This window comes from Streptomyces sp. NPDC087310, assembly GCF_044744405.1.
Lineage (GTDB): Bacteria > Actinomycetota > Actinomycetes > Streptomycetales > Streptomycetaceae > Streptomyces.
In genome coordinates, this window is sequence record NZ_JBIUYF010000013.1 from 117,744 (window position 1) to 140,466 (window position 22,723).

24 protein-coding genes are annotated in these 22,723 nt (G+C 71.4%); 4 read left to right on the forward strand and 20 right to left on the reverse strand.

The annotated features are described in order from the left end of the window. Positions 1-3: 3 nt before the first annotated feature. Positions 4-1,422 (reverse strand): alkaline phosphatase PhoX, encoded by a 1,419-nt coding sequence (locus ACIO3P_RS37120; protein ID WP_401850279.1) that lies wholly within the window; start codon positions 1,420-1,422, stop codon positions 4-6. A gap of 162 nt (positions 1,423-1,584) precedes the next feature. Here ACIO3P_RS37120 and ACIO3P_RS37125 point away from each other — a divergent pair, with 162 nt between their 5' ends. Beyond that, a complete protein-coding gene (locus ACIO3P_RS37125; protein ID WP_329826188.1) occupies positions 1,585-2,418 on the forward strand; it encodes an SDR family oxidoreductase in 834 nt (277 codons plus the stop codon). Positions 2,419-2,537: 119 nt separating this feature from the next. On the opposite strand, the gene ACIO3P_RS37130 is transcribed toward ACIO3P_RS37125, so the two are convergent. From ACIO3P_RS37130 to ACIO3P_RS37140, 3 genes are all read right to left on the reverse strand, one after another. Continuing rightward, the gene (locus ACIO3P_RS37130) at positions 2,538-4,004 is read right to left on the reverse strand and encodes a hypothetical protein (RefSeq protein ID WP_401850280.1); all 1,467 of its coding nucleotides are present in this window, start codon (positions 4,002-4,004) and stop codon (positions 2,538-2,540) included. A gap of 127 nt (positions 4,005-4,131) precedes the next feature. Further along, the gene (locus ACIO3P_RS37135) at positions 4,132-4,854 is read right to left on the reverse strand and encodes an antibiotic biosynthesis monooxygenase (protein ID WP_329826186.1); all 723 of its coding nucleotides are present in this window, start codon (positions 4,852-4,854) and stop codon (positions 4,132-4,134) included. A 175-nt stretch (positions 4,855-5,029) separates the two neighbouring features. After that, positions 5,030-5,611 carry an SMI1/KNR4 family protein gene (locus ACIO3P_RS37140; protein ID WP_329826185.1) on the reverse strand — a complete coding sequence of 194 codons (582 nt, stop codon included), beginning with the start codon at positions 5,609-5,611 and terminating at the stop codon, positions 5,030-5,032. A 664-nt stretch (positions 5,612-6,275) separates the two neighbouring features. Between ACIO3P_RS37140 and dapA the strand changes: the two genes are divergently transcribed. After that, positions 6,276-7,196 carry a 4-hydroxy-tetrahydrodipicolinate synthase gene (gene dapA, locus ACIO3P_RS37145; protein ID WP_401850281.1) on the forward strand — a complete coding sequence of 307 codons (921 nt, stop codon included), beginning with the start codon at positions 6,276-6,278 and terminating at the stop codon, positions 7,194-7,196. A 51-nt stretch (positions 7,197-7,247) separates the two neighbouring features. Here the strand turns inward: dapA and dapD are convergent, their stop codons facing one another. From dapD to ACIO3P_RS37185, 8 genes are all read right to left on the reverse strand, one after another. Next, a complete protein-coding gene (gene dapD / locus ACIO3P_RS37150) occupies positions 7,248-8,255 on the reverse strand; it encodes a 2,3,4,5-tetrahydropyridine-2,6-dicarboxylate N-succinyltransferase (RefSeq protein WP_329826183.1) in 1,008 nt (335 codons plus the stop codon). 96 nt (positions 8,256-8,351) lie between these two features. After that, positions 8,352-8,555, reverse strand: a complete 204-nt coding sequence (locus tag ACIO3P_RS37155; protein ID WP_329826182.1) for a hypothetical protein — start codon at positions 8,553-8,555, stop codon at positions 8,352-8,354. Positions 8,556-8,559: 4 nt separating this feature from the next. After that, a complete protein-coding gene (locus tag ACIO3P_RS37160; protein WP_329826181.1) occupies positions 8,560-9,108 on the reverse strand; it encodes a TetR family transcriptional regulator in 549 nt (182 codons plus the stop codon). Then, on the reverse strand, positions 9,108-9,428 hold the full coding sequence (locus tag ACIO3P_RS37165) for a DMT family transporter (protein WP_401850282.1): 321 nt from the start codon (positions 9,426-9,428) through the stop codon (positions 9,108-9,110). Before ACIO3P_RS37165 ends, ACIO3P_RS37160 begins: the two co-directional genes overlap by 1 nt. A 113-nt stretch (positions 9,429-9,541) precedes the next feature. Then, on the reverse strand, positions 9,542-10,210 hold the full coding sequence (locus tag ACIO3P_RS37170; protein WP_401850284.1) for an aspartate/glutamate racemase family protein: 669 nt from the start codon (positions 10,208-10,210) through the stop codon (positions 9,542-9,544). A 31-nt stretch (positions 10,211-10,241) separates the two neighbouring features. Continuing rightward, positions 10,242-10,997 carry an AroM family protein gene (locus ACIO3P_RS37175; RefSeq protein ID WP_401787839.1) on the reverse strand — a complete coding sequence of 252 codons (756 nt, stop codon included), beginning with the start codon at positions 10,995-10,997 and terminating at the stop codon, positions 10,242-10,244. Positions 10,998-11,088: 91 nt separating this feature from the next. Further along, positions 11,089-12,867: an OPT family oligopeptide transporter gene (locus ACIO3P_RS37180; protein ID WP_401850286.1), complete on the reverse strand. Its 1,779-nt coding sequence runs from the start codon at positions 12,865-12,867 to the stop codon at positions 11,089-11,091. 100 nt (positions 12,868-12,967) lie between these two features. After that, positions 12,968-13,930 (reverse strand): DUF1177 domain-containing protein, encoded by a 963-nt coding sequence (locus ACIO3P_RS37185; protein ID WP_329826177.1) that lies wholly within the window; start codon positions 13,928-13,930, stop codon positions 12,968-12,970. A gap of 262 nt (positions 13,931-14,192) precedes the next feature. Here ACIO3P_RS37185 and ACIO3P_RS37190 point away from each other — a divergent pair, with 262 nt between their 5' ends. Both ACIO3P_RS37190 and pepE read left to right on the forward strand, forming a co-directional pair. Further along, positions 14,193-15,005 (forward strand): IclR family transcriptional regulator, encoded by an 813-nt coding sequence (locus tag ACIO3P_RS37190; RefSeq protein WP_329826176.1) that lies wholly within the window; start codon positions 14,193-14,195, stop codon positions 15,003-15,005. A gap of 148 nt (positions 15,006-15,153) precedes the next feature. After that, positions 15,154-15,885 (forward strand): dipeptidase PepE, encoded by a 732-nt coding sequence (gene pepE, locus ACIO3P_RS37195; RefSeq protein WP_329826175.1) that lies wholly within the window; start codon positions 15,154-15,156, stop codon positions 15,883-15,885. A gap of 144 nt (positions 15,886-16,029) precedes the next feature. Here pepE and ACIO3P_RS37200 read toward each other — a convergent pair whose 3' ends face one another. The 8 genes from ACIO3P_RS37200 to ACIO3P_RS37235 form a co-directional block, all read right to left on the reverse strand. Continuing rightward, positions 16,030-16,368 carry a metal-sulfur cluster assembly factor gene (locus tag ACIO3P_RS37200; protein WP_329826174.1) on the reverse strand — a complete coding sequence of 113 codons (339 nt, stop codon included), beginning with the start codon at positions 16,366-16,368 and terminating at the stop codon, positions 16,030-16,032. After that, positions 16,365-16,829 (reverse strand): Fe-S cluster assembly sulfur transfer protein SufU, encoded by a 465-nt coding sequence (gene sufU, locus ACIO3P_RS37205; RefSeq protein ID WP_329826173.1) that lies wholly within the window; start codon positions 16,827-16,829, stop codon positions 16,365-16,367. Before sufU ends, ACIO3P_RS37200 begins: the two co-directional genes overlap by 4 nt. A 22-nt stretch (positions 16,830-16,851) precedes the next feature. Beyond that, positions 16,852-18,108 (reverse strand): cysteine desulfurase, encoded by a 1,257-nt coding sequence (locus ACIO3P_RS37210; RefSeq protein ID WP_329826172.1) that lies wholly within the window; start codon positions 18,106-18,108, stop codon positions 16,852-16,854. Then, positions 18,105-18,896 (reverse strand): Fe-S cluster assembly ATPase SufC, encoded by a 792-nt coding sequence (gene sufC / locus ACIO3P_RS37215; RefSeq protein ID WP_329826171.1) that lies wholly within the window; start codon positions 18,894-18,896, stop codon positions 18,105-18,107. The genes ACIO3P_RS37210 and sufC overlap by 4 nt, the downstream gene beginning before the upstream one ends. A 7-nt stretch (positions 18,897-18,903) precedes the next feature. Beyond that, positions 18,904-19,221 (reverse strand): non-heme iron oxygenase ferredoxin subunit, encoded by a 318-nt coding sequence (locus tag ACIO3P_RS37220; RefSeq protein ID WP_329826170.1) that lies wholly within the window; start codon positions 19,219-19,221, stop codon positions 18,904-18,906. Further along, positions 19,221-20,402 (reverse strand): Fe-S cluster assembly protein SufD, encoded by a 1,182-nt coding sequence (gene sufD, locus ACIO3P_RS37225; protein WP_329826169.1) that lies wholly within the window; start codon positions 20,400-20,402, stop codon positions 19,221-19,223. Before sufD ends, ACIO3P_RS37220 begins: the two co-directional genes overlap by 1 nt. 113 nt (positions 20,403-20,515) lie before the next feature. Next, positions 20,516-21,937 carry a Fe-S cluster assembly protein SufB gene (sufB, locus tag ACIO3P_RS37230; protein WP_329826168.1) on the reverse strand — a complete coding sequence of 474 codons (1,422 nt, stop codon included), beginning with the start codon at positions 21,935-21,937 and terminating at the stop codon, positions 20,516-20,518. Beyond that, positions 21,934-22,677: an ArsR family transcriptional regulator gene (locus tag ACIO3P_RS37235; RefSeq protein WP_329826167.1), complete on the reverse strand. Its 744-nt coding sequence runs from the start codon at positions 22,675-22,677 to the stop codon at positions 21,934-21,936. Before ACIO3P_RS37235 ends, sufB begins: the two co-directional genes overlap by 4 nt. Between the last annotated feature and the right edge of the window lie 46 nt (positions 22,678-22,723).

Consider the following 22,723-nt stretch of genomic DNA (forward strand, 5'->3'; position numbering starts at 1 on the left):
GCGTCAGCGGCGCGGCGAGCGCCGCCACGGGCCGGTGACGGCCAGCATGATGCCCGGTTCCTGGATATTGGCGAAAAGCGTGCGGCCGTCGGGCGAGAACACGACCCCCGTGAACTCGCTGTCGTTGAGGTCGTTGCGCGCGATGGGGTACGTACGTCCGCGCTCCGTCGCGCCGAAGAGGTGCTGGAGCCCCTCGCCGTCCTCCGCGATGACCAGCCCGCCGTACGGCGAGACGGTGATGTTGTCGGGCCCGTCGAAGGAACCGTCCTTCGTGGGATCGGGGTTGACGCCGAGCAGCACCTTGAGGGTGAGCGTGCGCCGCCGGGGGTGGTAGAACCACACCTGGCCGTCGTGCGGGGTGCCGGGGCTCTCGTCGCGGGCGTACGAGGAGACGATGTACGCGCCGCCGTCCCCCCACCACATGCCCTCCAGTTTCCTGGCCCGGGTGACGTCCCCGGCGCCGAACTGCTCCCGTACCTCGACGGTCCGCGCGTCCCGTTCGGGGACGTCCACCCAGTCGACGCCGTAGACCGTGCCGATCCGGGTGGCGCGCGACAGGTCGTCGACGAACGAGCCGCCCGCGTCGAAGCAGCGCGGCGCCTGGAGCGCGCCCGCGTCGTCGGCGAGCCGGGCGAACTGGCCGCGTCCGTGCTTGAAGCCGTGCGGCGGGATCCAGCGGTAGAAGAGGCCGTTGGGGCCCGAGGCGTCCTCGGTCAGATACGCGTACCCGGTGCGGGGGTCGATGACGACGGCCTCGTGGTCGTACCGGCCGAGCGCCTTGACGGGCCGCGGATCACGGTTGGCGCGCCGGTCGTACGGGTCGACCTCGAAGACGTAGCCGTGGTCCTTGGTCATCCCGTTCTCGCCCGCGCGGTCGGTGTTCTCCTCGCAGGTCAGCCAGGTGCCCCAAGGGGTGCGTCCGCCCGCGCAGTTGGTCGACGTACCGGCGATGCCGACCCACTCGGCGGTCCGGCCGTCGGGGCGGGTCTCCACGACCGTGCAGCCGCCGGCCGCGGCGGGGTCGTAGACCAGGCCCTCGGTGAGCGGCACGGGGTGGGGCCAGTCGGACCTGGGGCCCTTCAGCTCGTGGTTGTTGACGAGCAGGGTGACCCCGCGGCTGCCCTCGAACGTCGCGGTGCCGTCGTGGTTCGACGGCGTGTACTCGCCGGTCTCCAGACGGGTCACCCCGCTGTGGGTGATGACCCGGTACGTGAACCCGGCCGGCAGCGCGAGCACGCCGCGCGGATCGGCCACGAGGGGGCCGTACCCCGGCTCGGGGGCGGGCCCCGACGCGATGTCGGGGCCGTCGTCGGCGGCGAGCGCGCCGGGCGCGGTCGCGAGCGCCCCCGTGGCGCCGGTGAGGACGAGTCCGGCGCCGGTGAGCGCCGATCTTCCGGTGAATTCCCTGCGGGTCAGCGGCATGGAGGCTCCTGGGGGCGGAAGGAGGGACCGGGGCGGGTACGGCGGGAGCGGAGGTACCGGGCGGAGACGGGGAGGTGCGGGGGTGCGGAGGTACGCTCCCCAGGCTGCCGCGCGTGCCTGAACGGCGGCTGAACACCGTCCGACGTCGAGAGGCGCCACACCATGAATCTCCCCGCCGGAAAGCACGGGGGAAAGCCCGCAGGAGAGCCCACCGGCCGGCTTCCGGCCACCGGACAGCTCCCGGCCACCGGCCGCGGTGTGCTCGTCAGCGGCGCGTCGCGCGGCCTCGGCCGCGCCGTCTGCCATGCCTTCGCCGCCCAGGGCGACCGGGTCGCCGTCCACTACGGCAGCCGCTCCGACGACGCCCGCCGCACCCTGGAGTCACTCCCCGGCACGGGCCATGTGCTGATCGGCGGCGATCTCTCCGACCCGGCGGAGGTGGCCCGCGTCGCCGACGAGGCGGCGGAGGGGCTCGGTGGGATCGACGTCCTCGTCAACAACGCGGCCGTGAACACGGCCCATCCCCTGCCCACGACGGGCTACGAGGAGTGGACGACCGCCTGGCAGCACCACCTCTCCGTCAACCTCATGGCGACGGCGCTGCTCAGCCACCGCGCCGCGCACGGCATGATCACCCGCGCCGTGCCCGGCCGGATCGTCAACATCGGCTCCCGGGGCGCCTTCCGCGGCGAACCGGACCACCCCGCGTACGGGGCCACGAAGGCCGCGGTGCACGCCCTGGGGCAGTCCCTCGCGGTCTCCCTGGCCCCGTACGGCATCGGCGTCGCGTCGGTGGCGCCGGGCTTCTTCGAAACGGAGCGGGTGGCGTCCCGGCTCTCGGGCGAGGAGGGCGAGAAGATCCGCACCCAGAGCCCGTTCGGCCGGGTGGCCTCCGCGGACGAGGTCGCGGAGGCGGTGCGCTGGCTGGCGTCGCCGGGGGCCCAGTGGTCGTCGGGGGCCGTCCTGGACCTGAACGGAGCGTCGTACCTCCGGTAAGGGCGCGGTGGTCGGGGGTGCGGTGTGGGGGCCCGGTGTGAGGGGTGCCCGGTGCGAGGGGGCGGGTTGTCGCCACCGCCCGTCAGAGCCCACCGCCCGTCAGAGCCCCCCGCGGCCCCTCAGTTGCCGCCGCGCGAACGCGCCTTGAAGGCCGCCTTGCGCGCGTCCTTCGACACGGCCCGGTCCCGGTGCAGCCGGCCCATCGCCTCCAGGACGTCCGCCGTCGCCGGGTGGTCCACCCGCCACGCCGCCTCGAAGAATCCGCTGTGCTGCCCCACCAGCCCCTCCACCAGCTCCTGGAGTTCGTCCGGCTCGCCCTCCGCGTCGAGTTGCGCGGCGATCGTGTCGACGGCCAGCCAGAAGATCATCGACTCGGGCGGCGGCGGTACGTCCTTGGCGCCCAGCTCAGCGAGCCAGACCCGCGCCAGGCCGCCCAGTTCCGCGTCGTCCAGGACCTCGCGTACCGCTGCTTCGGCCTCCGCGCCGACGAGGGAGAGCGCCTGCTGGCACTGGAGGCGGCGCAGCGGTGCGCCGCTGTCCCGGCCCCGTGCGGCGGCGAGGAGTTCGCGTACGGCGTCGAGGGGCACCCGGCCGGCGAGCCACTGCTCCGTCTCGGCACGGGCGGCGGGCTCGGGGAAGTGCGCGATACCGTCGAGGAGCGCGTGGGCGTCCTTGTCGGCGAGTTCGCCGACGACGGGCGCGGTGACGCCCGCCTCCAGCATCCGGGACCTGATCCCGTAGAGCCCGAGCGGCGTCAGCCGGACCATGCCGTACCGCGAGACGTCGTCCTCACCCACCGGCGGCTCCGGGTCGGCGTCCTCCGCCATCAGGGCCTCGTCCACCGGTACGTACGAGACGAGCCCGACCGGCTCCAGCACCCGGAACTGCTCGTCCAGCCGCATCATCGCCTCGGACACCTGCTCCAGGATGTCGTCGGTGGGCTCGCCCATGTCGTCGGGGACGATCATCGACGCGGCGAGGACGGGCAGCGGTACGGAGATGTCCGTGCCGCCGCCTTCGGCGACGGTGAGCAGATAGAGGTTGCCGAGGACGCCTTCGAGGAATTCCGCCTCCTCCTCGGGGTCCCAGTCCAGCGACTCGAAGTCGATCTCGCCGTCGTCGTCGATGGCCGCAGCGAGATCGTCGAGCACGGGCACGGTGGCGTCCGCGAAGGCGACGTCCAGGGCGTCCAGCCAGAGGGAGAGGATGTCCTGGGGGGAGCCGGACGTGACCAGGGCGAGCTGGTCGCCCGCCGTGACGCTTCCGGTGTGCTCCTCCGCGCCGTCGGCGGCCTCGTCGGGTTCCTCGACGTCCACCAGCCCCGTGTCGACCGCGACGCGCCACGCCTCGCTCGCGTACGCCTCGCCGTCACCCTCCGACGTCTCGTCGCCGAGGCCGAGCTGTTCCGCCGCGGCGGGCAGTTGCTCGTCGACCAGCTCGCCCCCGGCGCTCACCCGGGTCTCCGGGCCCGCCCAGCGGGCGAGGCGCACGGCCCGGGCGAGCAGCGGCGCGGCGAGCGCGTCCCGGGCCAGTTCGGCGTCCGAGAGCAGCCGTACCGGCGGCAGGGTGGGGTGGTCTGCGGGCATCTGGTGGGTCTCCTTGTGGGGTGGGGACGGCCGGAGGGTTCCCCAGCGTAGACGCTTTTGGACCCTTCCCACCCGGTTCATGTACCCGACAACCACCCTCCCCAGCGCCTGCCTTGGCCGGACCTCGTCAGCCCGTGGCACCGCCCGCGGGGAAGAGGCTGATCGCGGGCGTGCAGCGGGTGACGGTGCTGCCCTTCACCCCCGGGTGCGCGCGGACCGCCCGCCACTGCTCCGTGTCCGACCCGATGCCCTGGCCGGGTGCCGCGAGGGCGTCGACATGGGCCTGTTCGCTCTCCCACCCGGCGAGGTTGAGGACCCGGGTCCCGTCCGTGGCGGCGTGGAAGTACGCGGAGATCCCGCCCGGCGCCAGGTGCGGGTCGGTCCCGATCGCCTCGAAGACGGTGTCCACCCAACTGCGCAGCCGCGCGGGGTCGGGGCCTTCGAACTCCACGTCCACGGCCACGAAGCAGCCGGGCACCGGCCCGTCGCCCGGCGCCGTCGGCCCTTCGCCGCGGTAGAGGGTGTACGGGCGCAGCCCCACGCGCTCGATCCCGGGCACGGCGGCGTCGATCTCCGCGACGCGCTCGTCCCGGCCGGTGGCGGCGAACGCCTGGTGCGCGGCCCGGTCGCGCCACTGCGAGTAGTGGAGCAGCGTCTCCCCGTCGTTCCCGGTGAGGACGGAGTACGAGAGCAGCCCGCCGGCCGGCCACGGTCTGCTCCGCCAGACGCGGGTGATGGCCTCGACCGTCGCCTGTTGCCGTTCGGGCGTGCCGACGCGCCAGGTGCTGACCATGACGACGCCCACGCCGGGGCGCGTGAAATCAGGAAGGGTGCTCAGCCGTACGGGCATGGTGATTCCTCCTCGCGGCACACCCCCGCGGCGCGCCCACGATCACCATGCTCAAAGATGAAGCGCGGTTGAGGTCAACCCCTGTCCGGGGCGTCGCCCAGCGCTCCCTGTCCCCGTTTCCCCGTGTCCCCGTTCACCCCGTATCCCCGTAGCCCGCCCCTGCCTCTGTCCGGTGTCAGACCACGACGTCGAACCACGGCCGCCGTGTGGTGGCCCAGTGCGCCACCCAGCCGGCGAAGCCCGGCCCGGCCGCGGGGTGACCGAAGGCCGCCCCGAACGGCGCCGCCCCGACGTCGCTGATGTTCCATATCCGGCCACGCTCCGCGCCGGTGACGACGAGATGCCAGTACATGCCGCAGCCGTCCGTGCCCAGCACCACACTGCCGTGGTTGCTGACCTCGTCGATGAGCGGCTCTATCTCCTCGTACGGCCGGGGGTCGTCCTCCCACACCCATGCCTCGGTGAGGGGGAACGGCTTCGCGAGGACTCTCTGCGTCTGGTCGCAGCCCCAGTCCTCGGGCAGCGCGGCCACCGGTATCAGCCCGTCGATGTCGGCGGGCCCCTCCGTGCAGCCGTCGCATATCTCCGCGACCAGCGTGCGGTACGGCTCGGGCAGGACGATGCCCTGTCCCTGTTCGAAGGCCCGCACCGCGTCCCAGCCGAGCGGCGGCAGCCGCCGCTCCGGCGGGAAGGCCGCGCGCAGCGCGTCGAGTTCGCCCCGGTCCGCCCCGCCCCGGTCGGCGTATTCGGTGTTCATGCTCTCCATGCCCTCCATGTCCCTGATTGGATCAGCACCCACTGACACTCCGCCCCCTGCTACCCCGAAGCACCCTCCGGCACGCTGTCCCCGGGGGCGCCTTCGCCATTGAGCCGTACGATATGGCCCCCTTCCGCCCACGCGTACTCATACGGATGCCTGGGGGTGCGAGACCAGGCCACGGCGTCCTGTTCACACCGCGGGCGCCCCGTGGCGCCGTCGGCGGAGGCGTCCTGGCAGGTGGGCGCGGTGAAGGAGACACGGGCGGCTGCCCGGACGGTGACGCCCGGCCCACCGGAGGAACCGATGCCGCGGCGTCCGCGGGCCCCGGGGGCGTCCTCGGCGTGGGTGGTGCACGATCCTTGGCCAGAACCTCGGCGTCCGGCTGACCATTGACGCGATAAGGCCGTTGACCGCGGCGCGTCGGTGTGATCGTCACGACCCCCATGACCGCGCCGACGGCCCGCCCCCGCCGTGCGACGTGTGCGCACCACGCGATCCCCCTTCCCCCGTTCGGCCCCTTGCCCAAGCTGCCGGCAGGAACCAGGGACCTTCGCCGATCATGCCAGACCTGCCGCCACCATCGGATTCTTCAGCATTGCTTCGCGCTCACCCGAAGCAGATCTAAGTAGACCTTCACAGTCCGGCGTCGGAGACTCCCGGCATGACGACTTCACGCCGCCCCTTCGGACGGGCCCTGTGCGCCATGGTCACCCCCTTCACCGCCTCCGGGGAGCTGGACGAGGCCGGCGCGCGCACGCTCGCCCGGCACCTCGTGGACGGGGGATGCGACGGGCTCGTCCTGAACGGAACCTCCGGGGAGTCCCCCACCACGACGGACGCCGAGAAGACCGCTCTGGTCGAGGCGGTGTGCGCGGAGGTCGGCGACCGGGCGCACATCGTCGCGGGCGTCGGCAGCGCGGACACCCGCCACACCCTCGCGCTGGCGCGCGCGGCCGAACACGCGGGAGCGCACGGCCTGCTGGTGGTGACGCCGTACTACAGCCGCCCTCCGCAGGCGGACGTCGAGGCGCACTTCCTGCGGATCGCGGACACGGCGCGCGTCCCGCTGATGCTGTACGACATCCCCGCGCGCACCGGCACCCGGATCGAGCCGGCGACGATGATCCGGCTCGCCGCGCACCCGCGCGTCGTCGCCGTGAAGGACTGCGCGTACGACCTGGCGGGCAGCTCGAAGGTGATCGCCCGCACCTCGCTCGCGTACTACTCCGGCTGCGAGGAGCTGAACCTCCCGCTGTACGCGGTCGGCGGCGCGGGCTTCGTCAGTACCGTGGCCAATGTCGCGCCCGGCCCGCTGCGCGCCGTACTGGACGCGTACGACGCCGGTACGGACGAGCGCGCCGGGTCCGTGCGGGCGCACCAGCGCACGCTGCCGCTGACCGAGGCGATGATGGCGTCCGGGCTGCCGGGCACGGTCACCGCGAAGGCGCTGCTCGGGCGTCTCGGCCTGCCGGGCGGACCGGTCCGTGAACCGCTGCGGCCCGCCGGCCGGGAGACGGCCGACGGGCTGCTGGGGCTGTATCTGGGGCTGTACGGCGAGCTCGCGGCAGCCGCCGCGGCGTGATCAGTGGTTCAGGTACCAGAGATCAGTGGTTCAGGGGTCAGGGACCAGGGATCAGTTGTGGCTGTGGAGCACGTCGTTGAGACCGCCCCAGACCGCGTTGTTCGGGCGGGCCTCGACGGCGCCGCTGACCGAGTTGCGGCGGAAGAGGATGTTGCTCGCGCCGGACAGCTCGCGCGCCTTGACGATCTGGCCGTCCGGCAGCGTGATGCGGGTGCCGGCCGTGACGTACAGCCCGGCCTCCACGACGCACTCGTCGCCGAGCGCGATCCCGACGCCCGCCTCCGCGCCGACCAGGCAGCGCTCGCCGATGACGATGCGCTCCTTGCCGCCTCCGGAGAGCGTGCCCATGGTGGAGGCGCCGCCGCCGATGTCGGAGCCGTTGCCGACGACGACGCCCGCGGAGATCCGGCCCTCGACCATGGAGGTGCCGAGGGTGCCCGCGTTGAAGTTGACGAAGCCCTCGTGCATGACGGTCGTGCCCTCGGCGAGGTGCGCGCCCAGGCGTACCCGGTCGGCGTCGGCGATCCGGACGCCGCCCGGCGCCACGTAGTCCGTCATCCTCGGGAACTTGTCGACCGAGGTCACCTGGAGGTGCAGCCCCTCGGCGCGGGCGTTGAGCCGTACGGTCTCCAGCGCGTCCACGGCGACCGGGCCGAGCGAGGTCCAGGCGACGTTGGCGAGCAGGCCGAAGATGCCGTCCAGGTTCTGGCCGTGCGGCCGGACCAGCCGGTGGCTGAGGAGGTGCAGCCGCAGGTAGACGTCGTGGGTGTCCAGCGGCTTGTCGTCGAGGGAGGCGATGACCGTACGGACCGCGACGGTCTCGACCCCGCGGCGGGTGTCGGCCCCGATCGCTTTCGCCGCGCCGTCGCCGAGCAGTTCCACGGCGCGCTCGGCGGAGAGCCGCTCGGTGCCGGCCGGGCCGGGCTCGGCGGAGAGCGCGGGGGCGGGGAACCAGGTGTCGAGGACGGTGCCGTCCGCCGTGACGGTGGCGAGGCCGGCGGCGACGGCGCCCGTGGCACGCGAGGAACGGGGGGAACCTTGGGAAGACGTGTCGGTCATGGTCAGAACCTAACGTTTTCGACGCCGCCCGGGCCAACCGGTCTCAGGTGCCGGGCGCGCGGCCCCGCCACCCGCGGTCACCGCTCAGCTCAGCGCTCAGCTCAGCCGGTTGTCCTGGGATCCGCCCGCTCTGTGGTCGACGTCGTCCTCCGCGCTCGGCAGCGGACCGTGCCCCTCGGAGTGGTGGTTGACCCAGCCGCAGACCCCGCAGCTGTAGCGGCCGTCGAGTCCCGCGATGAGGGTGCCGCACTGCCGGCACTCGGCGTAGGTGATCTCGGGCCCCGGGGACGGATCGCTCATCCTGTCAACCTACGGCTCCCGGAATCAGCCGCGCCAGCGCCTGACGCGCGTACTCCTCGTCGTACACCCCGTCGGTCAGCAGCACCTGGAGGCAGATCCCGTCGAGCAGCGCGACCAGCGCCCGTGCGGTGACGGGGTCGATGCGCGCCGCGAGCGGCTCGGCGAGCGCGCCGCACCACTCCGCGGCGACCGGGCGCAGCGCGGGCCGGCGCAGGGCCGCGAGGTACAGCTCGTACTCCAGTTCCACGCCGGTACGGTCCCCCGCCAGCCATTCCCCGGTGAGCCGGGCCAGCTCGGCGGCGATGTCGCACGCGGGGTCGGCGAGCGCGCCGCTCTTCCGTACGGCGTCCGCGAACCCCTCGTTGGCCTGCCGGAGCGCGGCGATCAGCAGTTCGTCCAGCGAGGCGAAGTGGTACGTGGTCGAGCCGAGCGGCACATCGGCCTCGGCGGCGACGGTGCGGTGGCTCAGCCCGGCGATCCCGGCGCGTCCGACCACCCGCAGCGCGGCGTCGATGATGCGCTGGCGGCGCTCGGGGTCGTAACGGCGCGACATCAGTGGGCCCCTCCGAGATTGAGCACGACGACGCCCGCGATCACCAGGGCGATCCCCAGCAGCTTGAGCAGGTCCGCGGACTCGTTCAGGAAGATCATCCCGATGGTGGCGACGGCCGCCGTGCCTGCCCCGGCCCAGATCGCGTACGCGGTGCCGACGGAGAGCGTCTTGAGCGTCTGGGAGAGGAAGGCGAAGGCCAGGAGGTACCCCGCCACGGTCAGCACCGAGGGCCACAGCCGGGTGAAGCCCTCGCTGTACTTCATGGCGGTCGTCGCGCCCACCTCTGCCGCGATCGCCACGGCCAGCAGTCCGTATCCCATGCGTACGAGTGTACACATCGTTGCGTACGGCCGTACGCAACGCGGATCGGCGGCTCGGCGGCTGGTCGGATCGGCGGATGGCCGGATGGCCGGATGGCCGGATGGTCGGATCGTCAGCGGATCCGGGCGTACGAGGCCATCAGGCCCGCGGCGAGCACCGCGTCCACCGCGGGCACCGACAGCCGGTCCTCCAGCAGCGGACGGATCCCGATCGTGGTCAGCCCCGTGCAGGCCAGCAGCAGGGTGTCCGCGCCCGCCTCGACCAGCTCGGTGGCCGCAGCCAGAACGGCCGCCGGGCCGTGCGGTGCGAGAAGGTCGGTCGTACGGTGCACATCGCGCGGGCGTACGGCACCGAGGAAGTGCGGGCCGAGGACGGCCCGGACGCCGGGCGGCGCTTCGTCGGTGATGCCCAGCACGCCGACCCGGGTGCCCAGACCGAGCGCCACGGCGGCCGCCGCGGAACCCGCGCCGATCACCGGCACCCCCACGGCCGCGCGCGTCCGGGCGAGCGCCGGGTCCGCGGCGCAACTGATGATCACGGTGCCGGCGCCCTCGTCGGCCAGTTCCCGGGCCAGGGACACGATCTTGGGCTCGGCGAGACGTTCGGTCTCCTCGTCATGGATGCCGTGCGGCTGGTCCGGGATGCAGCGGGAGAGGGTCGGGTAGCCGAAGTGCTGTTCCAGGATCCGCCCGTGGGCGGTGACCAGCGCGGGGTCGCCGCTGGTGAGGACACGGACCAGGCCGACGGGCGACGACGGTTCGGGCGGAGCGACGCGTGTCATGAGAGATCCTTCCTTTCCGCTGGTCAGGTGGTCATGCCTGCTGCCGGCCGAACGCGGTCACCACCTCACCGGCCAGCCGTACCGCGAGGGCCCGGGCCAGCAGAACCGGCCGGTCCGCGGCGCGCGCGGCGGCCCGGCGCATCTCCTCGGTGTAGCCGATGCAGTCCAGGACGAGCCACGCGCTGCCGCCGTCCGCGAGCTCCCGCGCGGCCTCGGCGACCTCGTGCAGGGCACGTTCGCGCGGTGCGTACGGATTGGCGCCGGCCGCCAGGACACGGCCCGGCAGGACCTCGGAGAAGCGCCGGGCCACGTCCTCGGCCTGGTCGGGGTGGGGGCAGACGATCCCCACCGGATCGGTGCCGACGACGGCCGCGACGGCCCGCTGCACCAGCGGCTCGGCGAACAGCAGCGGCCGGGTCGCCCGTACGGAGGGGAAGCGGCCGGTGCACAGCAGCAGGGTCGCCGCGGCGCCGTCGCGCTCCGCGCGGGCGACGGCCTCCTCCATACGGGGGATCAGTGCCGCGTGCCCGAGGACCACGGAGCCGCCGTCCCGCAACCGGGAGACCAGCGGCGCCTCGCCGGGCTCCGGGGCCAGGGCCCGGCGGGTCTCCTGCCCCGCCTCGCCGTCGAACCGGTCGTCGTCGAGCGCGCCGTGTTCGACCAGACGTACGCCCGGCAACAGCGGTTCGGCGTCCGGGCGCAGATCGGTGCGCGGGGCCTGGCCGATGGTGACCAGTCCGAGAGCGGGTGGGCCCAGCGGATTCTCGACGCTGTCCGGGACGTCCATGAGTCGATCCTTCGGGGAGGAGTGGGAGGGATGGGAGGGGCGGGAGGAGGGGGAGGAGTGAAGGGTGCCGCGGAGAGGGGGCCCTCCCAGATCACATGACCTTGGTGAGCTGACCCACGTCGTTCAGCGAGCTGCCCGCCACCAACCCGGCACCGACCAGGGACAGATCGTTCTCGGCCTGCTCGTCGGACTCCTTGCGCGCGGCGCGATCGGTCAGACCACGGCGGCGCCACAGCGTGTAGCCCCGGCGGACGACCAGCGCCCCGAGCACCATCCATCCGGCGTTGGGCGTGGCCACGAGCAACCCGGTGGCCAGCAGGACACCCATCTGCCGGGACGAACCGCCGATGAACTGGATCAGCGCTCCCGGGATGGCCCACAGCAGCATGGTCCGTACGGTGTCGGGGTCGAGGCCCGTCTTGATGGTGGTGACGTAGACCTCGGAGACCGGCGGTATTCGGCCGTCAGCGAAGAACGACTTCCAGGCGACGGCGACCACGACGAGCGCGACGCCGAAGCCGACGAGCTGGGCCAGATACTGCTGGCGCCGTCCGTCCAGCTCGAAGGGGAGCCACGGGGCGGCGTCCTTGCGCAGCAGCCAGCCGGCCTTGAAGTCGTAGCCGAGGTCGGCGAAGGCGGGGCCGGTGGAGGCGGTGTAGCCGACCAGCAGGGCGAGCGGCACGGTGGGAATGTGCAGGACCAGGCCGACGATCAGCACGATCAGGGTGACGGCGAAGGCGGGGAACCAGCCGGAGTGCATCGCCGCCAGACCCACGATGAGCTGGTGTACGAGGGCGGCGGCACCGGCCAGCGCCACCCAGCCGATGAGGGCGGGCAGGGACATCCCGGCCACTATCCCGCCCGTGATCGCGACCACGACCGCACCGCAGAGGAAGAGCACCATGCCTTCCAGCAGTCCACGGCGGAGCCGTGCGGTCCCGACCGTGGTTCCGTGCTCGGCGACCGCGTCGGCGACCACGACCGCGCCGGAGCCGGAGTCGGCGTCGGAGCCGGCGACCACGACCGCGTCGGCGTCCGCGCCGGCCGCCACGCCGCCGCCCTGAACCTGCCGGGCTCCGCGCTTCGAGCTGTCGGTACGGGATCGGCCCTTGCCGCCCCTCATCAGCAGCAGCGCCTGGACCAGGGCCACCAGCCCGGCACCGATCATCAGGCCGTGCGGCACCCGGTCGGCGGTGAGGTCGACATGGAGGATGCCGGGGGCGTACTGGGCGACGGTCAGCCCGAGGCCGAACATCAGCAGCGCCCAGATATTGCCCAGGAAGCCGACACCGGCGGCGCTGGTGGGGAGCTTGAACAGGGCGCCGACCAGGCCGACCACCGCGCTCACCCCGAGCACGGTGGCCTTGCGCCCGCCGCTGTCCCCGGCCTTGATGGTCTCCGCCGCCGCGATGCCCGCGGGCCAGGAGTTGGTGGCCGGCAGGAGCTTGGAGTCGAAGACCCGGTACAGCACCCAACTGTCGACGGCCAGCCCGATGGCGGCGCCGCCCAGCATGGGCCACACCAGGTCGGTACGGCCCAGCGCGAAGGGCACGGCGATGGGGGTCAGCAGTGAGTTCGCGGCGGCGAACGTGGCGCCGGAGATCGCCGACTGCACCAGGTTCTGCCGGTGCTGCGAACGCATCCGGATCAGTGCGCCGAGCGGGATACGGCCGATCATCATCGCGATCAGGGCGCCGATCACCGCCGTGTTGGGCGAGATACCGAGCGAGGTGATCAGCACGATGCCGATCAGGGCGCCGAGGACCGACATCGCGACGGTGATGACGAGGGTGATCGGTTCGAAGGCTCTGGGGTGCTTTTCCGTCGGCGCCACCGTGGCCGGCGCGGCGGTCGAAGCTCTCGGGTTCAAGGGGACTCCAGGGTGGGGACGGCCCGGCGGGCAGGGTGACGGGGAAAAGCGGCGAGGTCGAGCGCTGTCCGGGCGGTGGCCCGCCCGGACAGGCTCCGGGTCACTGCGCCGGGGCGAGCGCCTGCAACCGGGTCATCGGTCCGTACAGCTCCACGAGCCGCGCGAACTCGTCGGCGTCGTGGAACCGGGCGGCTCCGCGGCCGAACTCCTTGGCGGTCTCGATCGCGAACCGGGCGGCGGCCGCGATGTCGGTCTCATGGCTGGCTCCGGTGCCGCAGCCGGCCACCGCCGTGGCCGCGGTGATCGCGAGGCCGACGACCGGGGCGTCGGTGGCGACGGCGGGCTGGAGGATGGAATTGATGTGGTGCACCCCGTTGCCGTACGGGGTGATGTCCTGCGTGGTGACGGGCAGGACCCGCGCCTGCTCGCCCGTCACGGTCTCCAGGACCGACAGCAGGTCCTCACTGACCCGCAGGATCCAGCCCTGGAGAATGGTCGGCGACAGTGCGATCCCGCGGTGGCTGAGCAGGCGGTTGCCCTTGGTGGTGTCGATGGACACCACCGCGTCCATCTCGGGTGAGATCTCTTCGCGGTTGCACACCAGCGTGTCGACCGGGGAGTCCATGAACGGTACCGGGTCGTGCGGACGAGTCGGGGCCCATCCGCACACATGAGTGGAAATCATCACATCGCCGTCGAGGACATCGCCGCGGGCATGCATGTCCAGCAGCTTCGCCGCGGCCGACAGGGCCGCGACGGCGCCGTCGGCGTCGGAGACCAGCCCGACGCGCTCCGGCCTGGCGCCCACTCCGCCGAGCCGGCCGAGCACACCGAGGGTCGGCGCGTCACCGCCGGCGAGCCGTCCGTTACGGCCCGGGACGGTCACGGAGACGAAGTCCGTGCTGCCCTGGTCGCCCTCGACCGTGCGTACCTCGATCCGCGGCGCCGTCGTCGCGTCGGCGCCCGCCGCGACCTGGACGGCCCGCAGATGCTCGGCGAGCAGTTCCCCACTGGTCTGGGGGCGGTCGAGGAGTTCGATGATCTCAAGGACGTGCTTCAGCAAGGGGGACCTCTCAACGGTGTTCAGGCAGGTGCGGCGGCCTGATGCAGGGAGTTCCACGCGACAGGCGGCTGCCGGGAGGGAGAACCACCCATCACTTCGAAGTTCGAACTTCGAGCTTCGAGCTTCGAGCTTCGAACCTCGAACTTCGACGACTCGACAGCTTCCGGTCGCGTTGGTTTCACGCCGACGCGGCTCAGAATCTTCCTCATGGCACGCGGAGCGCAATGGTTTCTCGATATCCGGGATTGTTTACGCTTCAGCCATGACGGAAAGAACGCCGGAAACCGAAACCCCGCCCCTCCAGACCGCGGACCGCGTCCTCAGCCTCCTGCTCTCCTTCGACCGCGAGCACTCCGAGTGGGGCGTCACCGAGGTCGCGGCGGAGTTCGGCCTCGACAAATCCGTGGCCCAGCGGCTGCTGGCCGCGCTGGCCTACCGCGGGTTCCTGGTCTCCGACAAGCGCTCACGCCGCTACCGGCTCGGCCCGGCGGTGTGGCACCTCGCCCGGGTGTGGGAGCGGGACGGCGGACTGGCCAGTCTGGTGCGCCCCCCGTTGCGCGCGGTGGCCGAGTCGGTGGGGGTCGGCGCGCTGTTCGCGGTGCCCGACGGGGTGCACATGCGCTGCGTCACCGCGGTGGACGGGGCGACGGGCCCCCTGCGCATCTACGGACTGGCGGGCGAGCTGTACCCGGCGCATGCCGGGGCCACCTCCCGCGCCTACTTCGGTATGCTCCCGCCGGGCGACCGGGCGGCGCTGTTGTACGGTCGCCCCATGGCCCGGTTCAGCGACCGTACGCTGACCGATCCCGTACGGCTGGAGGAGCTCTTCGCCGAGGTGCGGCGCAAGGGTTACGCGTACTCCGAGGGCGAGTACGATCCGGAAACCGCGGCGCTCGCCGCCCCGGTGATGGTGGGCAGACGTGCGGTGGGCACCCTGTCCCTGGCGGCTCCCCTCGACGTGTTCCGCGCCCGTGAGCCGGAACTGGTCGCACCCCTGCTCCAGTGCGCGGCGGACCTGGGCCGGCTGCTGACACCCGTGCGGCCACGGCGCGGCGGCGCGTCCGGCGCCCGCTGAGCCGACGGGCCGGGCGCGGGCCCGGCACCAGGCCCGCCCGACCCCTGACCATCCGACACCTGACCGTCCGACACCCGGCCCGCCATCCCCGACGACTCCCAACGGGGTACGGGGATCCCCGAACCCCGATCCACCAGGAAAGGCCACCATGCGGTTGCTGCTGCTCTCGAACTCCACAGCCCCCGGACGCGGTTACCTCGAACACGCGCGGGAGGAGATCCGCACCCTGCTCGACGGCGCGCGCCGGCTGGTCTTCGTGCCGTACGCCCTCGCCGACCACGCCGGTTACACCGCGCGCGTCGCCGAGGCCCTCGCGCCCCTGGGCGTGGAGGTGACCGGCGCCCACACGGCGTCCGACCCGGCGGAAGCGGTACGTGGCGCTGAGGCGGTGTTCGTCGGCGGCGGCAACAGCTTCCGGCTGCTCAAGGCGCTGCACGAACGTGATCTGATCCGGGCGATCCGCGAACGGATCGGCGCCGGCGGGATCTACATGGGGTCGAGCGCGGGCACCAACATGGCCTGCCCGACCGTGCGTACCACCAACGACATGCCCATCGTCCAGCCGCCGTCCTTCGAGGCGCTGGGCCTGCTGCCGTTCCAGATCAACCCCCATTACCTGGACGCCGGTCCCGACACCGCCCACATGGGTGAGACCCGGGCCGAGCGGCTGGAGCAGTTCCTGGAGGAGAACGACGTACCCGTGGTCGGGCTGCGCGAGGGCACCTGGCTGCGCCGGGAGGGCGACCGGCTCACCCTCGGCGGTATCGAGGCCGGAGCCGTGCTCTTCCAACGGGGCGAGCGGCCGTCGGAGATCCGTCCGGGTCACGATCTGAGCGCACTGCTCCAGGAACGGCCGCGGTTCGACACTCCGGCGGCCTGACCCCGTCCGTACCGCCGCCCACGCCCCGCCCTACGGGCAGGCGTCCAGGCGCCCTGGCAGCGGACGCGAAAGGCCCCTCGACCGGTCGCCGGTCGTGGGGCCTTTCGGAAGCGCCGATGGGACGGCGCCGGTGGTGCGGAACGCTCAGACGTTGAAGCCCAGCGCGCGCAACTGCTCGCGGCCGTCGTCCGTGATCTTGTCCGGGCCCCACGGGGGCATCCAGACCCAGTTGATCTTCAGCTCGTTGACGATGCCGTCCGTCGCCGCCTTCGCCTGGTCCTCGATCACATCGGTCAGCGGGCAGGCCGCCGACGTCAGTGTCATGTCCAGGGTGGCGATGTTCGCGTCGTCGATGTGGATGCCGTAGATCAGCCCGAGGTTGACGACATCGATGCCCAGTTCGGGGTCGACCACGTCGTAGAGGGCCTCGCGGACCTCCTCCTCGGAGGCGGGCTTCGTCGTCAGGGTCTCGTTCTCGCTCATGCCGTCTCCTTCGTCGCGCTGTCGCCCAGGGCCTGGGTCGTCGCGTCCTTCCACGCCATCCAGCTCAGCAGGGCGCACTTCACGCGGGCGGGGTACTTCGAGACGCCCGAGAACGCGACCGCGTCCTCCAGCAGCTCCTCCATCGCGTCGTCCGGCTCCAACTGGCCCTTGGACTGCATCAGCTCCAGGAAGGCTCCCTGGATCTTCCGCGCCTCGGCCAGCTCCTTGCCCACCAGGAGATCGTTGAGCACGGACGCGCTGGCCTGGCTGATCGAGCAGCCCTGCCCCTCGTACGAGACGTCCGCGATCAGCGAGCCCTCGTACCGCACCCGCAGCGTGATCTCGTCGCCGCACGTCGGATTGGTGTGGTGCACCTCGGCGTCGCCGTCCCGCAGACCGCGCCCGTGGGGGTGCTTGTAGTGGTCCAGGATGACGTCCTGGTACATCGAATCCAGCTTCACGGACAGCCAGCCCTTCTAGTCCTCATCCGAAGAAGTTACGGACGTGCTCCAGCCCCTCGACCAGAGCGTCGACCTCGGCCGGAGTGGAGTACAGATAGAAAGACGCTCGCGTCGTCGCGGGAATTCCGTACCGCAGGCAGACCGGCCGCGCGCAGTGGTGGCCGACCCGGACGGCGATGCCCTCCTCGTCCAGGACCTGACCCACGTCGTGCGGGTGGATGTCACCGAGCGTGAAGGAGATCGTGGCCCCGCGGTCCTCGGCCGTGGTCGGGCCGATGATCCGCAGGTCAGGGACTTCCAGCAGCCGCTTGACCGCGTACTCCGTGATCGCGTGCTCATGCGCGGCGATCTTGTCCATGCCGATCGCGGCGAGGTAGTCCACGGCCGCGCCGAGGCCGACGGCCTGGGCGATCGGGGGCGTACCCGCCTCGAACTTGTGCGGCGCGGGAGCGTACGTGGACGAGTGCATCGACACGGTCTCGATCATCTCGCCGCCGCCGAGGAACGGAGGCAGGTCCTCCAGCAGCTCCTGCCGGCCCCAGAGCACACCGATGCCGGTCGGTCCGACCATCTTGTGGCCCGTGAAGGCCACGAAGTCGGCCTGGAGCGCCTGGACGTCCAGCACCTGGTGCGGCGCCGCCTGCGAGGCGTCGACGCAGACCAGCGCGCCGACCTCCTGGGCGCGGCGGACGATCGCCTCGACCGGGTTCTGGGTGCCCAGGATGTTGGAGACCAGCACGAAGGAGACGATCTTCGTCTTCTCCGTGATGACCTCGTTGAGGTTCGACAGGTCGAGACGGCCCTCGTCGGTGATCCCGAACCACTTCAGCTTCGCGCCGGTGCGCTGCGCGAGGAGCTGCCACGGCACGATGTTGGAGTGGTGCTCCATCTCCGTGATGACGATCTCGGTCTCGTGGTCGACCCGGTAGGGCTCGTCGGCCCAGCCGAGCATGTTGGCCACGAGGTTCAGCGACTCGGAGGCGTTCTTGGTGAAGATCACCTCGTCGCGGCTGGGTGCGTTGATGAAGGCGGCGACCTTGTCGCGAGCGCCTTCGTACAGCGCCGTGGCCTCCTCGGCGATGGTGTACACGCCGCGGTGGACATTCGCGTTGTGCTGCTCGTAGTACTGGCTCAGCGCGTCGAGCACCTGCCGCGGCTTCTGCGAGGTGGCAGCGGAGTCCAGGTACACGAGCTTCTTGCCGTCATGGATCACCCGGTCCAGGATCGGGAAGTCCTTACGGATCGCCTCGGTGTCGAGAAGGCCCGGCAACTGTGTCACGCGACAGTCTCCTTCGGGTTCACTCCGCTCACGGGGCCGCCCTTCGCGTATGCCTCGTAACCCTCGTTCTCCAGCTTGTCGGCCAGCTCCGCACCGCCGGACTCGGCGATCCGGCCCTGCGCGAAGACATGCACGAAGTCGGGCTTGATGTAGCGGAGAATCCGCGTGTAGTGCGTGATCAGCAGGGTGCCGACCTCGCCGGTCTCCCGGACGCGGTTGACGCCCTCGGAGACGACCCGCAGCGCGTCCACGTCGAGGCCGGAGTCGGTCTCGTCCAGGATCGCGATCTTGGGCTTGAGCAGTTCGAGCTGGAGGATCTCGTGGCGCTTCTTCTCACCGCCGGAGAAGCCCTCGTTCACGTTGCGCTCGGCGAAGGCGGGGTCCATCTGGAGACGCTCCATGGTCTCCCGGACCTCCTTCACCCAGGTACGCAGCTTGGGGGCCTCGCCGCGGGTGGCGGTCGCCGAGGTGCGCAGGAAGTTGGAGACCGAGACGCCGGGGACCTCGACGGGGTACTGCATCGCGAGGAAGAGACCGGCGCGGGCGCGCTCGTCGGCGGTCATCTCCAGCAGGTCCTCGCCGTCCAGCGTGGCCGTGCCCCCGGTGATCGTGTACTTGGGGTGGCCGGCGAGGGAGTACGCGAGAGTCGACTTGCCGGAGCCGTTGGGGCCCATGATGGCGTGCGTCTCGCCCTGCCTGACGGTCAGGTCGACGCCCTTGAGGATCTCGCGGGGGCCGTTCTCCGCTTCGACGGAGACGTGCAGGTCGTGGATTTCAAGCGTTGCCATGGGTGACTCAGGACTCCTGGGTGACGGAGACGAGCACATCGTCCCCTTGGATCTGAACGGGGTATACGGGGACGGGGCGCGTCGCGGGAAGACCGGACGGCTTGCCGGTACGGAGGTCGAAGCGGGACCCGTGCAGCCAGCACTCGATCGCGCAGTCCTCCACCTCGCCCTCCGAGAGGGAGACGTTCGCGTGCGAGCAGATGTCGTTGATCGCGAACACCTCGCCCTCGGTACGGACGAGGGCGACCGGCGTGCCGTCGAGTTCCACCCGCTTCGGGGCGTCCTCCTCCAGCTCGCCGAGCGCACAGACACGGACGAAGGTCATCAGACCGATGCCTCCAGCTCCGCCTCGATCTTGGCCAGCAGGCGCTCCTCGACGTCCGGCAGCCCGATCTGCTGGACCAGCTCGGCGAAGAACCCCCGGACGACGAGGCGGCGGGCCTCGGTCTCCGGGATGCCGCGGGCCATCAGGTAGAAGAGCTGCTCGTCGTCGAAGCGGCCGGTGGCCGAGGCGTGACCGGCGCCGGCGATCTCGCCGGTCTCGATCTCCAGGTTCGGTACGGAGTCGACCCGCGCGCCGTCCGTGAGGACCAGGTTGCGGTTCATCTCGTACGTGTCGGTGCCCTCGGCCTGGACGCGGATGACGACGTCACCGATCCAGACGGCGTGGGCGTCGGTGCCCTGGAGGGCGCCCTTGTAGACGGCGTTCGACTTGCAGTGCGGGGCGTTGTGGTCGACCAGGAGGCGGTGCTCCTGGTGCTGGCCCTGGTCGGTGAAGTAGAGGCCGAACAGCTCGGCCTCGCCGCCGGGGCCCGCGTACTGCACGCGCGGGTGGAGCCGTACGACATCGCCGCCGAAGGTGACGACGATCGACTTGAACGAGGCGTCGCGGCCGACCAGCGCGTTGTGCTGGCCGACGTGGACGGCCTTGTCGTCCCAGTCCTGGACGGAGACGACGGTCAGCTTGGCGCCGTCCCCGATCAGGTAGTCGACGTTGGCCGCGAGCACCGCGTCGCCGGTGTGGTCGATGACCACGACGGCCTCGGCGAAGGCCCCCAGCTCGATGACCTGGTGGCCGTAGGCCGTGCCGCCCTCGCCGTGGACGGCGATCCGGATCGGCTCGGCGACCACGGTCTCCTTGGGCACCGAGACGACGGACGCCTTCTCGAACGAGGAGTACGCCTGGGCGGCGACCCGGTCGACCGGGGTGCCGGCCCTGCCGAGCCGCGCGTCCTCGCGGCCCACGGTCTCGACGGTGACGCCCTCGGGAGCGGTCACCTCGACCGTGACGCCGCCGTCCACCGCGACGGCGGTGCCGTCGTGCAGGCCGCGCAGCCGCTCCAGCGGCGTGAACCGCCACTCCTCCTCGCGGCCGTGCGGGACGGGGAAGTCCGCCACGTCGAAGGACGGGGGCGCGCTCATGCGCGTGGCGACGGTCGACTCGGCGGCCACCGCGATCGAACCGGCAGTCGTGGAGCCCGCCGGAATGTTCTGAGCCTCAGCCATGGCTGTCGTCGTGCTCTCTCTCTGCCTCTGCGTAAGAAAAACGGTCGCCGCTCAGGTCGTGACGAGCCGCGCGGACGCCGGCCGGGTCGGGGGGCCGGCCCGGCCGGTCCTGACTAGCCGACGGAGCCTTCCATCTGGAGCTCGATCAGCCGGTTCAGTTCCAGCGCGTACTCCATGGGCAGCTCCTTGGCGATCGGCTCGACGAAGCCGCGCACGATCATCGCCATCGCCTCGAACTCGGTGAGACCGCGGCTCATCAGGTAGAAGAGCTGGTCCTCGGAGACCTTGGAGACGGTCGCCTCGTGGCCCATCGACACGTCGTCCTCGCGGACGTCGACGTACGGGTACGTGTCGGAGCGCGAGATGGTGTCGACCAGCAGCGCGTCGCAGAGCACGTTGGACTTGGAGCCCTCGGCGCCCTCGCCGATCTCGATCAGACCGCGGTAGGAGGTACGGCCACCGCCGCGCGCCACCGACTTGGAGACGATGTTGGACGAGGTGTTGGGGGCCATGTGGACCATCTTGGCGCCCGCGTCCTGGTGCTGGCCCTCGCCGGCGAAGGCGATGGACAGCGTCTCGCCCTTGGCATGCTCGCCCATCAGGTAGACGGCCGGGTACTTCATGGTGACCTTGGAGCCGATGTTGCCGTCGACCCACTCCATGGTCGCGCCCTCGTACGCCACGGCGCGCTTGGTGACCAGGTTGTAGACGTTGTTCGACCAGTTCTGGATGGTCGTGTAGCGGCAGCGGCCGCCCTTCTTGACGATGATCTCGACGACGGCGCTGTGCAGCGAGTCCGACGAGTAGATCGGGGCGGTGCAGCCCTCGACGTAGTGGACGTAGGCGTCCTCGTCGACGATGATCAGCGTCCGCTCGAACTGGCCCATGTTCTCCGTGTTGATACGGAAGTACGCCTGGAGCGGGATGTCGACGTGCACGCCCTTCGGCACGTAGATGAACGATCCGCCGGACCACACGGCCGAGTTCAGCGACGCGAACTTGTTGTCGCCGACCGGGATGACCGTGCCGAAGTACTCCTGGAAGAGCTCCGGGTGCTCCTTCAGCGCGGTGTCGGTGTCCAGGAAGATGACGCCCTGCTCCTCCAGGTCCTCACGGATCTGGTGGTAGACGACCTCCGACTCGTACTGGGCGGCGACACCGGCCACGAGGCGCTGCTTCTCCGCCTCCGGGATACCGAGCTTGTCGTACGTGTTCTTGATGTCCTCCGGCAGTTCCTCCCACGAAGCGGCCTGCTTCTCGGTGGAACGGACGAAGTACTTGATGTTGTCGAAGTCGATGCCCGACAGGTCGGAGCCCCAGTTCGGCATGGGCTTCTTGTCGAACAGCCGCAGCCCCTTGAGCCGCAGCTTCAGCATCCACTCCGGCTCGTTCTTCTTGCCCGAGATGTCGCGCACGACGGCCTCGGAGAGGCCGCGCTTGGCCACGGCACCGGCGGCGTCGGAGTCGGCCCAGCCGAATTCGTACGTACCCAGACCTTCGAGCTCAGGATGGGCAGTCTCTGTGGGGAGCGTCATGCGGGGTTCCTCCCGGCTGTGCTTTCGGATGCGTGATGGGTGGTCTGTGGGGTGGCGCGGGGAATGAAGGTCGTGCACACGCCGTCGCCGTGGGCGATGGTGGCGAGCCGCTGCACATGCGTCCCGAGAAGCTGGGAGAAGAACTCCGTCTCCGCCTCGCAGAGCTGGGGGAACTTCTCGGCGACATGGGCGACCGGGCAGTGGTGCTGGCAGAGCTGCTCGCCCTGCTGGCCCGGCGCGCCGCGCGCCGTAGCAGCGTACCCGTCGGCGCTCAGCGCCTTCGCGAGCGCCTCCGTCCGTCCGCCGGGTCCCGCGGCGTCGACCGCCTCGCGGTAGCTCCCGGCCTGGGCGGCGATCCGCGCGCGGGCGAAGGCGGCGACGGCCGCCTCGCCCTTCTCGCCGCCTCCGGCGGCGGTGGCGATCCACTTCAGGGCGTCGGCGGCGAGCTGGTCGTAGGACTGGTCGAAGGCGTCCCGGCCGCAGTCGGTCAGGGCGAACACCTTGGCGGGCCTGCCGCGTCCGCGCGAGCCGTAGACCCGCTGGTCACGCGGCTCCACCACGGAATCGGCTGCCAGCGTGTCGAGATGGCGGCGGACGGCCGCCTGGGTGAGCCCGAGGCGCTTCGCCAGGTCGGAGACGGTGGACGGGCCGTGGTCCAGGATGGAGCGCGCGACCCGGTTGCGAGTGGAGTGCTCACCGGTCGCGAGTTCCTCCTGCGGAGCCTCGCCAACGTATTTCACAACGCCATTGTTGCGTAATTCCTTCGGCGCTGACAACCGAGGTGGT

Excerpts from the sequence above, each read along its gene's own strand:
- ACIO3P_RS37120 (WP_401850279.1), bottom strand. The coding sequence starts at position 1,422 with ATGCCGCTGACCCGCAGGGAATTCACCGGAAGATCGGCGCTCACCGGC.
- ACIO3P_RS37125 (WP_329826188.1), top strand. The coding sequence starts at position 1,585 with ATGAATCTCCCCGCCGGAAAGCACGGGGGAAAGCCCGCAGGAGAGCCC.
- ACIO3P_RS37130 (WP_401850280.1), bottom strand. The coding sequence starts at position 4,004 with ATGCCCGCAGACCACCCCACCCTGCCGCCGGTACGGCTGCTCTCGGAC.
- ACIO3P_RS37135 (WP_329826186.1), bottom strand. The coding sequence starts at position 4,854 with ATGCCCGTACGGCTGAGCACCCTTCCTGATTTCACGCGCCCCGGCGTG.
- ACIO3P_RS37140 (WP_329826185.1), bottom strand. The coding sequence starts at position 5,611 with ATGAACACCGAATACGCCGACCGGGGCGGGGCGGACCGGGGCGAACTC.
- dapA (WP_401850281.1), top strand. The coding sequence starts at position 6,276 with ATGACGACTTCACGCCGCCCCTTCGGACGGGCCCTGTGCGCCATGGTC.
- dapD (WP_329826183.1), bottom strand. The coding sequence starts at position 8,255 with ATGACCGACACGTCTTCCCAAGGTTCCCCCCGTTCCTCGCGTGCCACG.
- ACIO3P_RS37155 (WP_329826182.1), bottom strand. The coding sequence starts at position 8,555 with ATGAGCGATCCGTCCCCGGGGCCCGAGATCACCTACGCCGAGTGCCGG.
- ACIO3P_RS37160 (WP_329826181.1), bottom strand. The coding sequence starts at position 9,108 with ATGTCGCGCCGTTACGACCCCGAGCGCCGCCAGCGCATCATCGACGCC.
- ACIO3P_RS37165 (WP_401850282.1), bottom strand. The coding sequence starts at position 9,428 with ATGGGATACGGACTGCTGGCCGTGGCGATCGCGGCAGAGGTGGGCGCG.
- ACIO3P_RS37170 (WP_401850284.1), bottom strand. The coding sequence starts at position 10,210 with ATGACACGCGTCGCTCCGCCCGAACCGTCGTCGCCCGTCGGCCTGGTC.
- ACIO3P_RS37175 (WP_401787839.1), bottom strand. The coding sequence starts at position 10,997 with ATGGACGTCCCGGACAGCGTCGAGAATCCGCTGGGCCCACCCGCTCTC.
- ACIO3P_RS37190 (WP_329826176.1), top strand. The coding sequence starts at position 14,193 with ATGACGGAAAGAACGCCGGAAACCGAAACCCCGCCCCTCCAGACCGCG.
- pepE (WP_329826175.1), top strand. The coding sequence starts at position 15,154 with ATGCGGTTGCTGCTGCTCTCGAACTCCACAGCCCCCGGACGCGGTTAC.
- ACIO3P_RS37200 (WP_329826174.1), bottom strand. The coding sequence starts at position 16,368 with ATGAGCGAGAACGAGACCCTGACGACGAAGCCCGCCTCCGAGGAGGAG.
- sufC (WP_329826171.1), bottom strand. The coding sequence starts at position 18,896 with ATGGCAACGCTTGAAATCCACGACCTGCACGTCTCCGTCGAAGCGGAG.
- ACIO3P_RS37220 (WP_329826170.1), bottom strand. The coding sequence starts at position 19,221 with ATGACCTTCGTCCGTGTCTGTGCGCTCGGCGAGCTGGAGGAGGACGCC.
- sufD (WP_329826169.1), bottom strand. The coding sequence starts at position 20,402 with ATGGCTGAGGCTCAGAACATTCCGGCGGGCTCCACGACTGCCGGTTCG.
- sufB (WP_329826168.1), bottom strand. The coding sequence starts at position 21,937 with ATGACGCTCCCCACAGAGACTGCCCATCCTGAGCTCGAAGGTCTGGGT.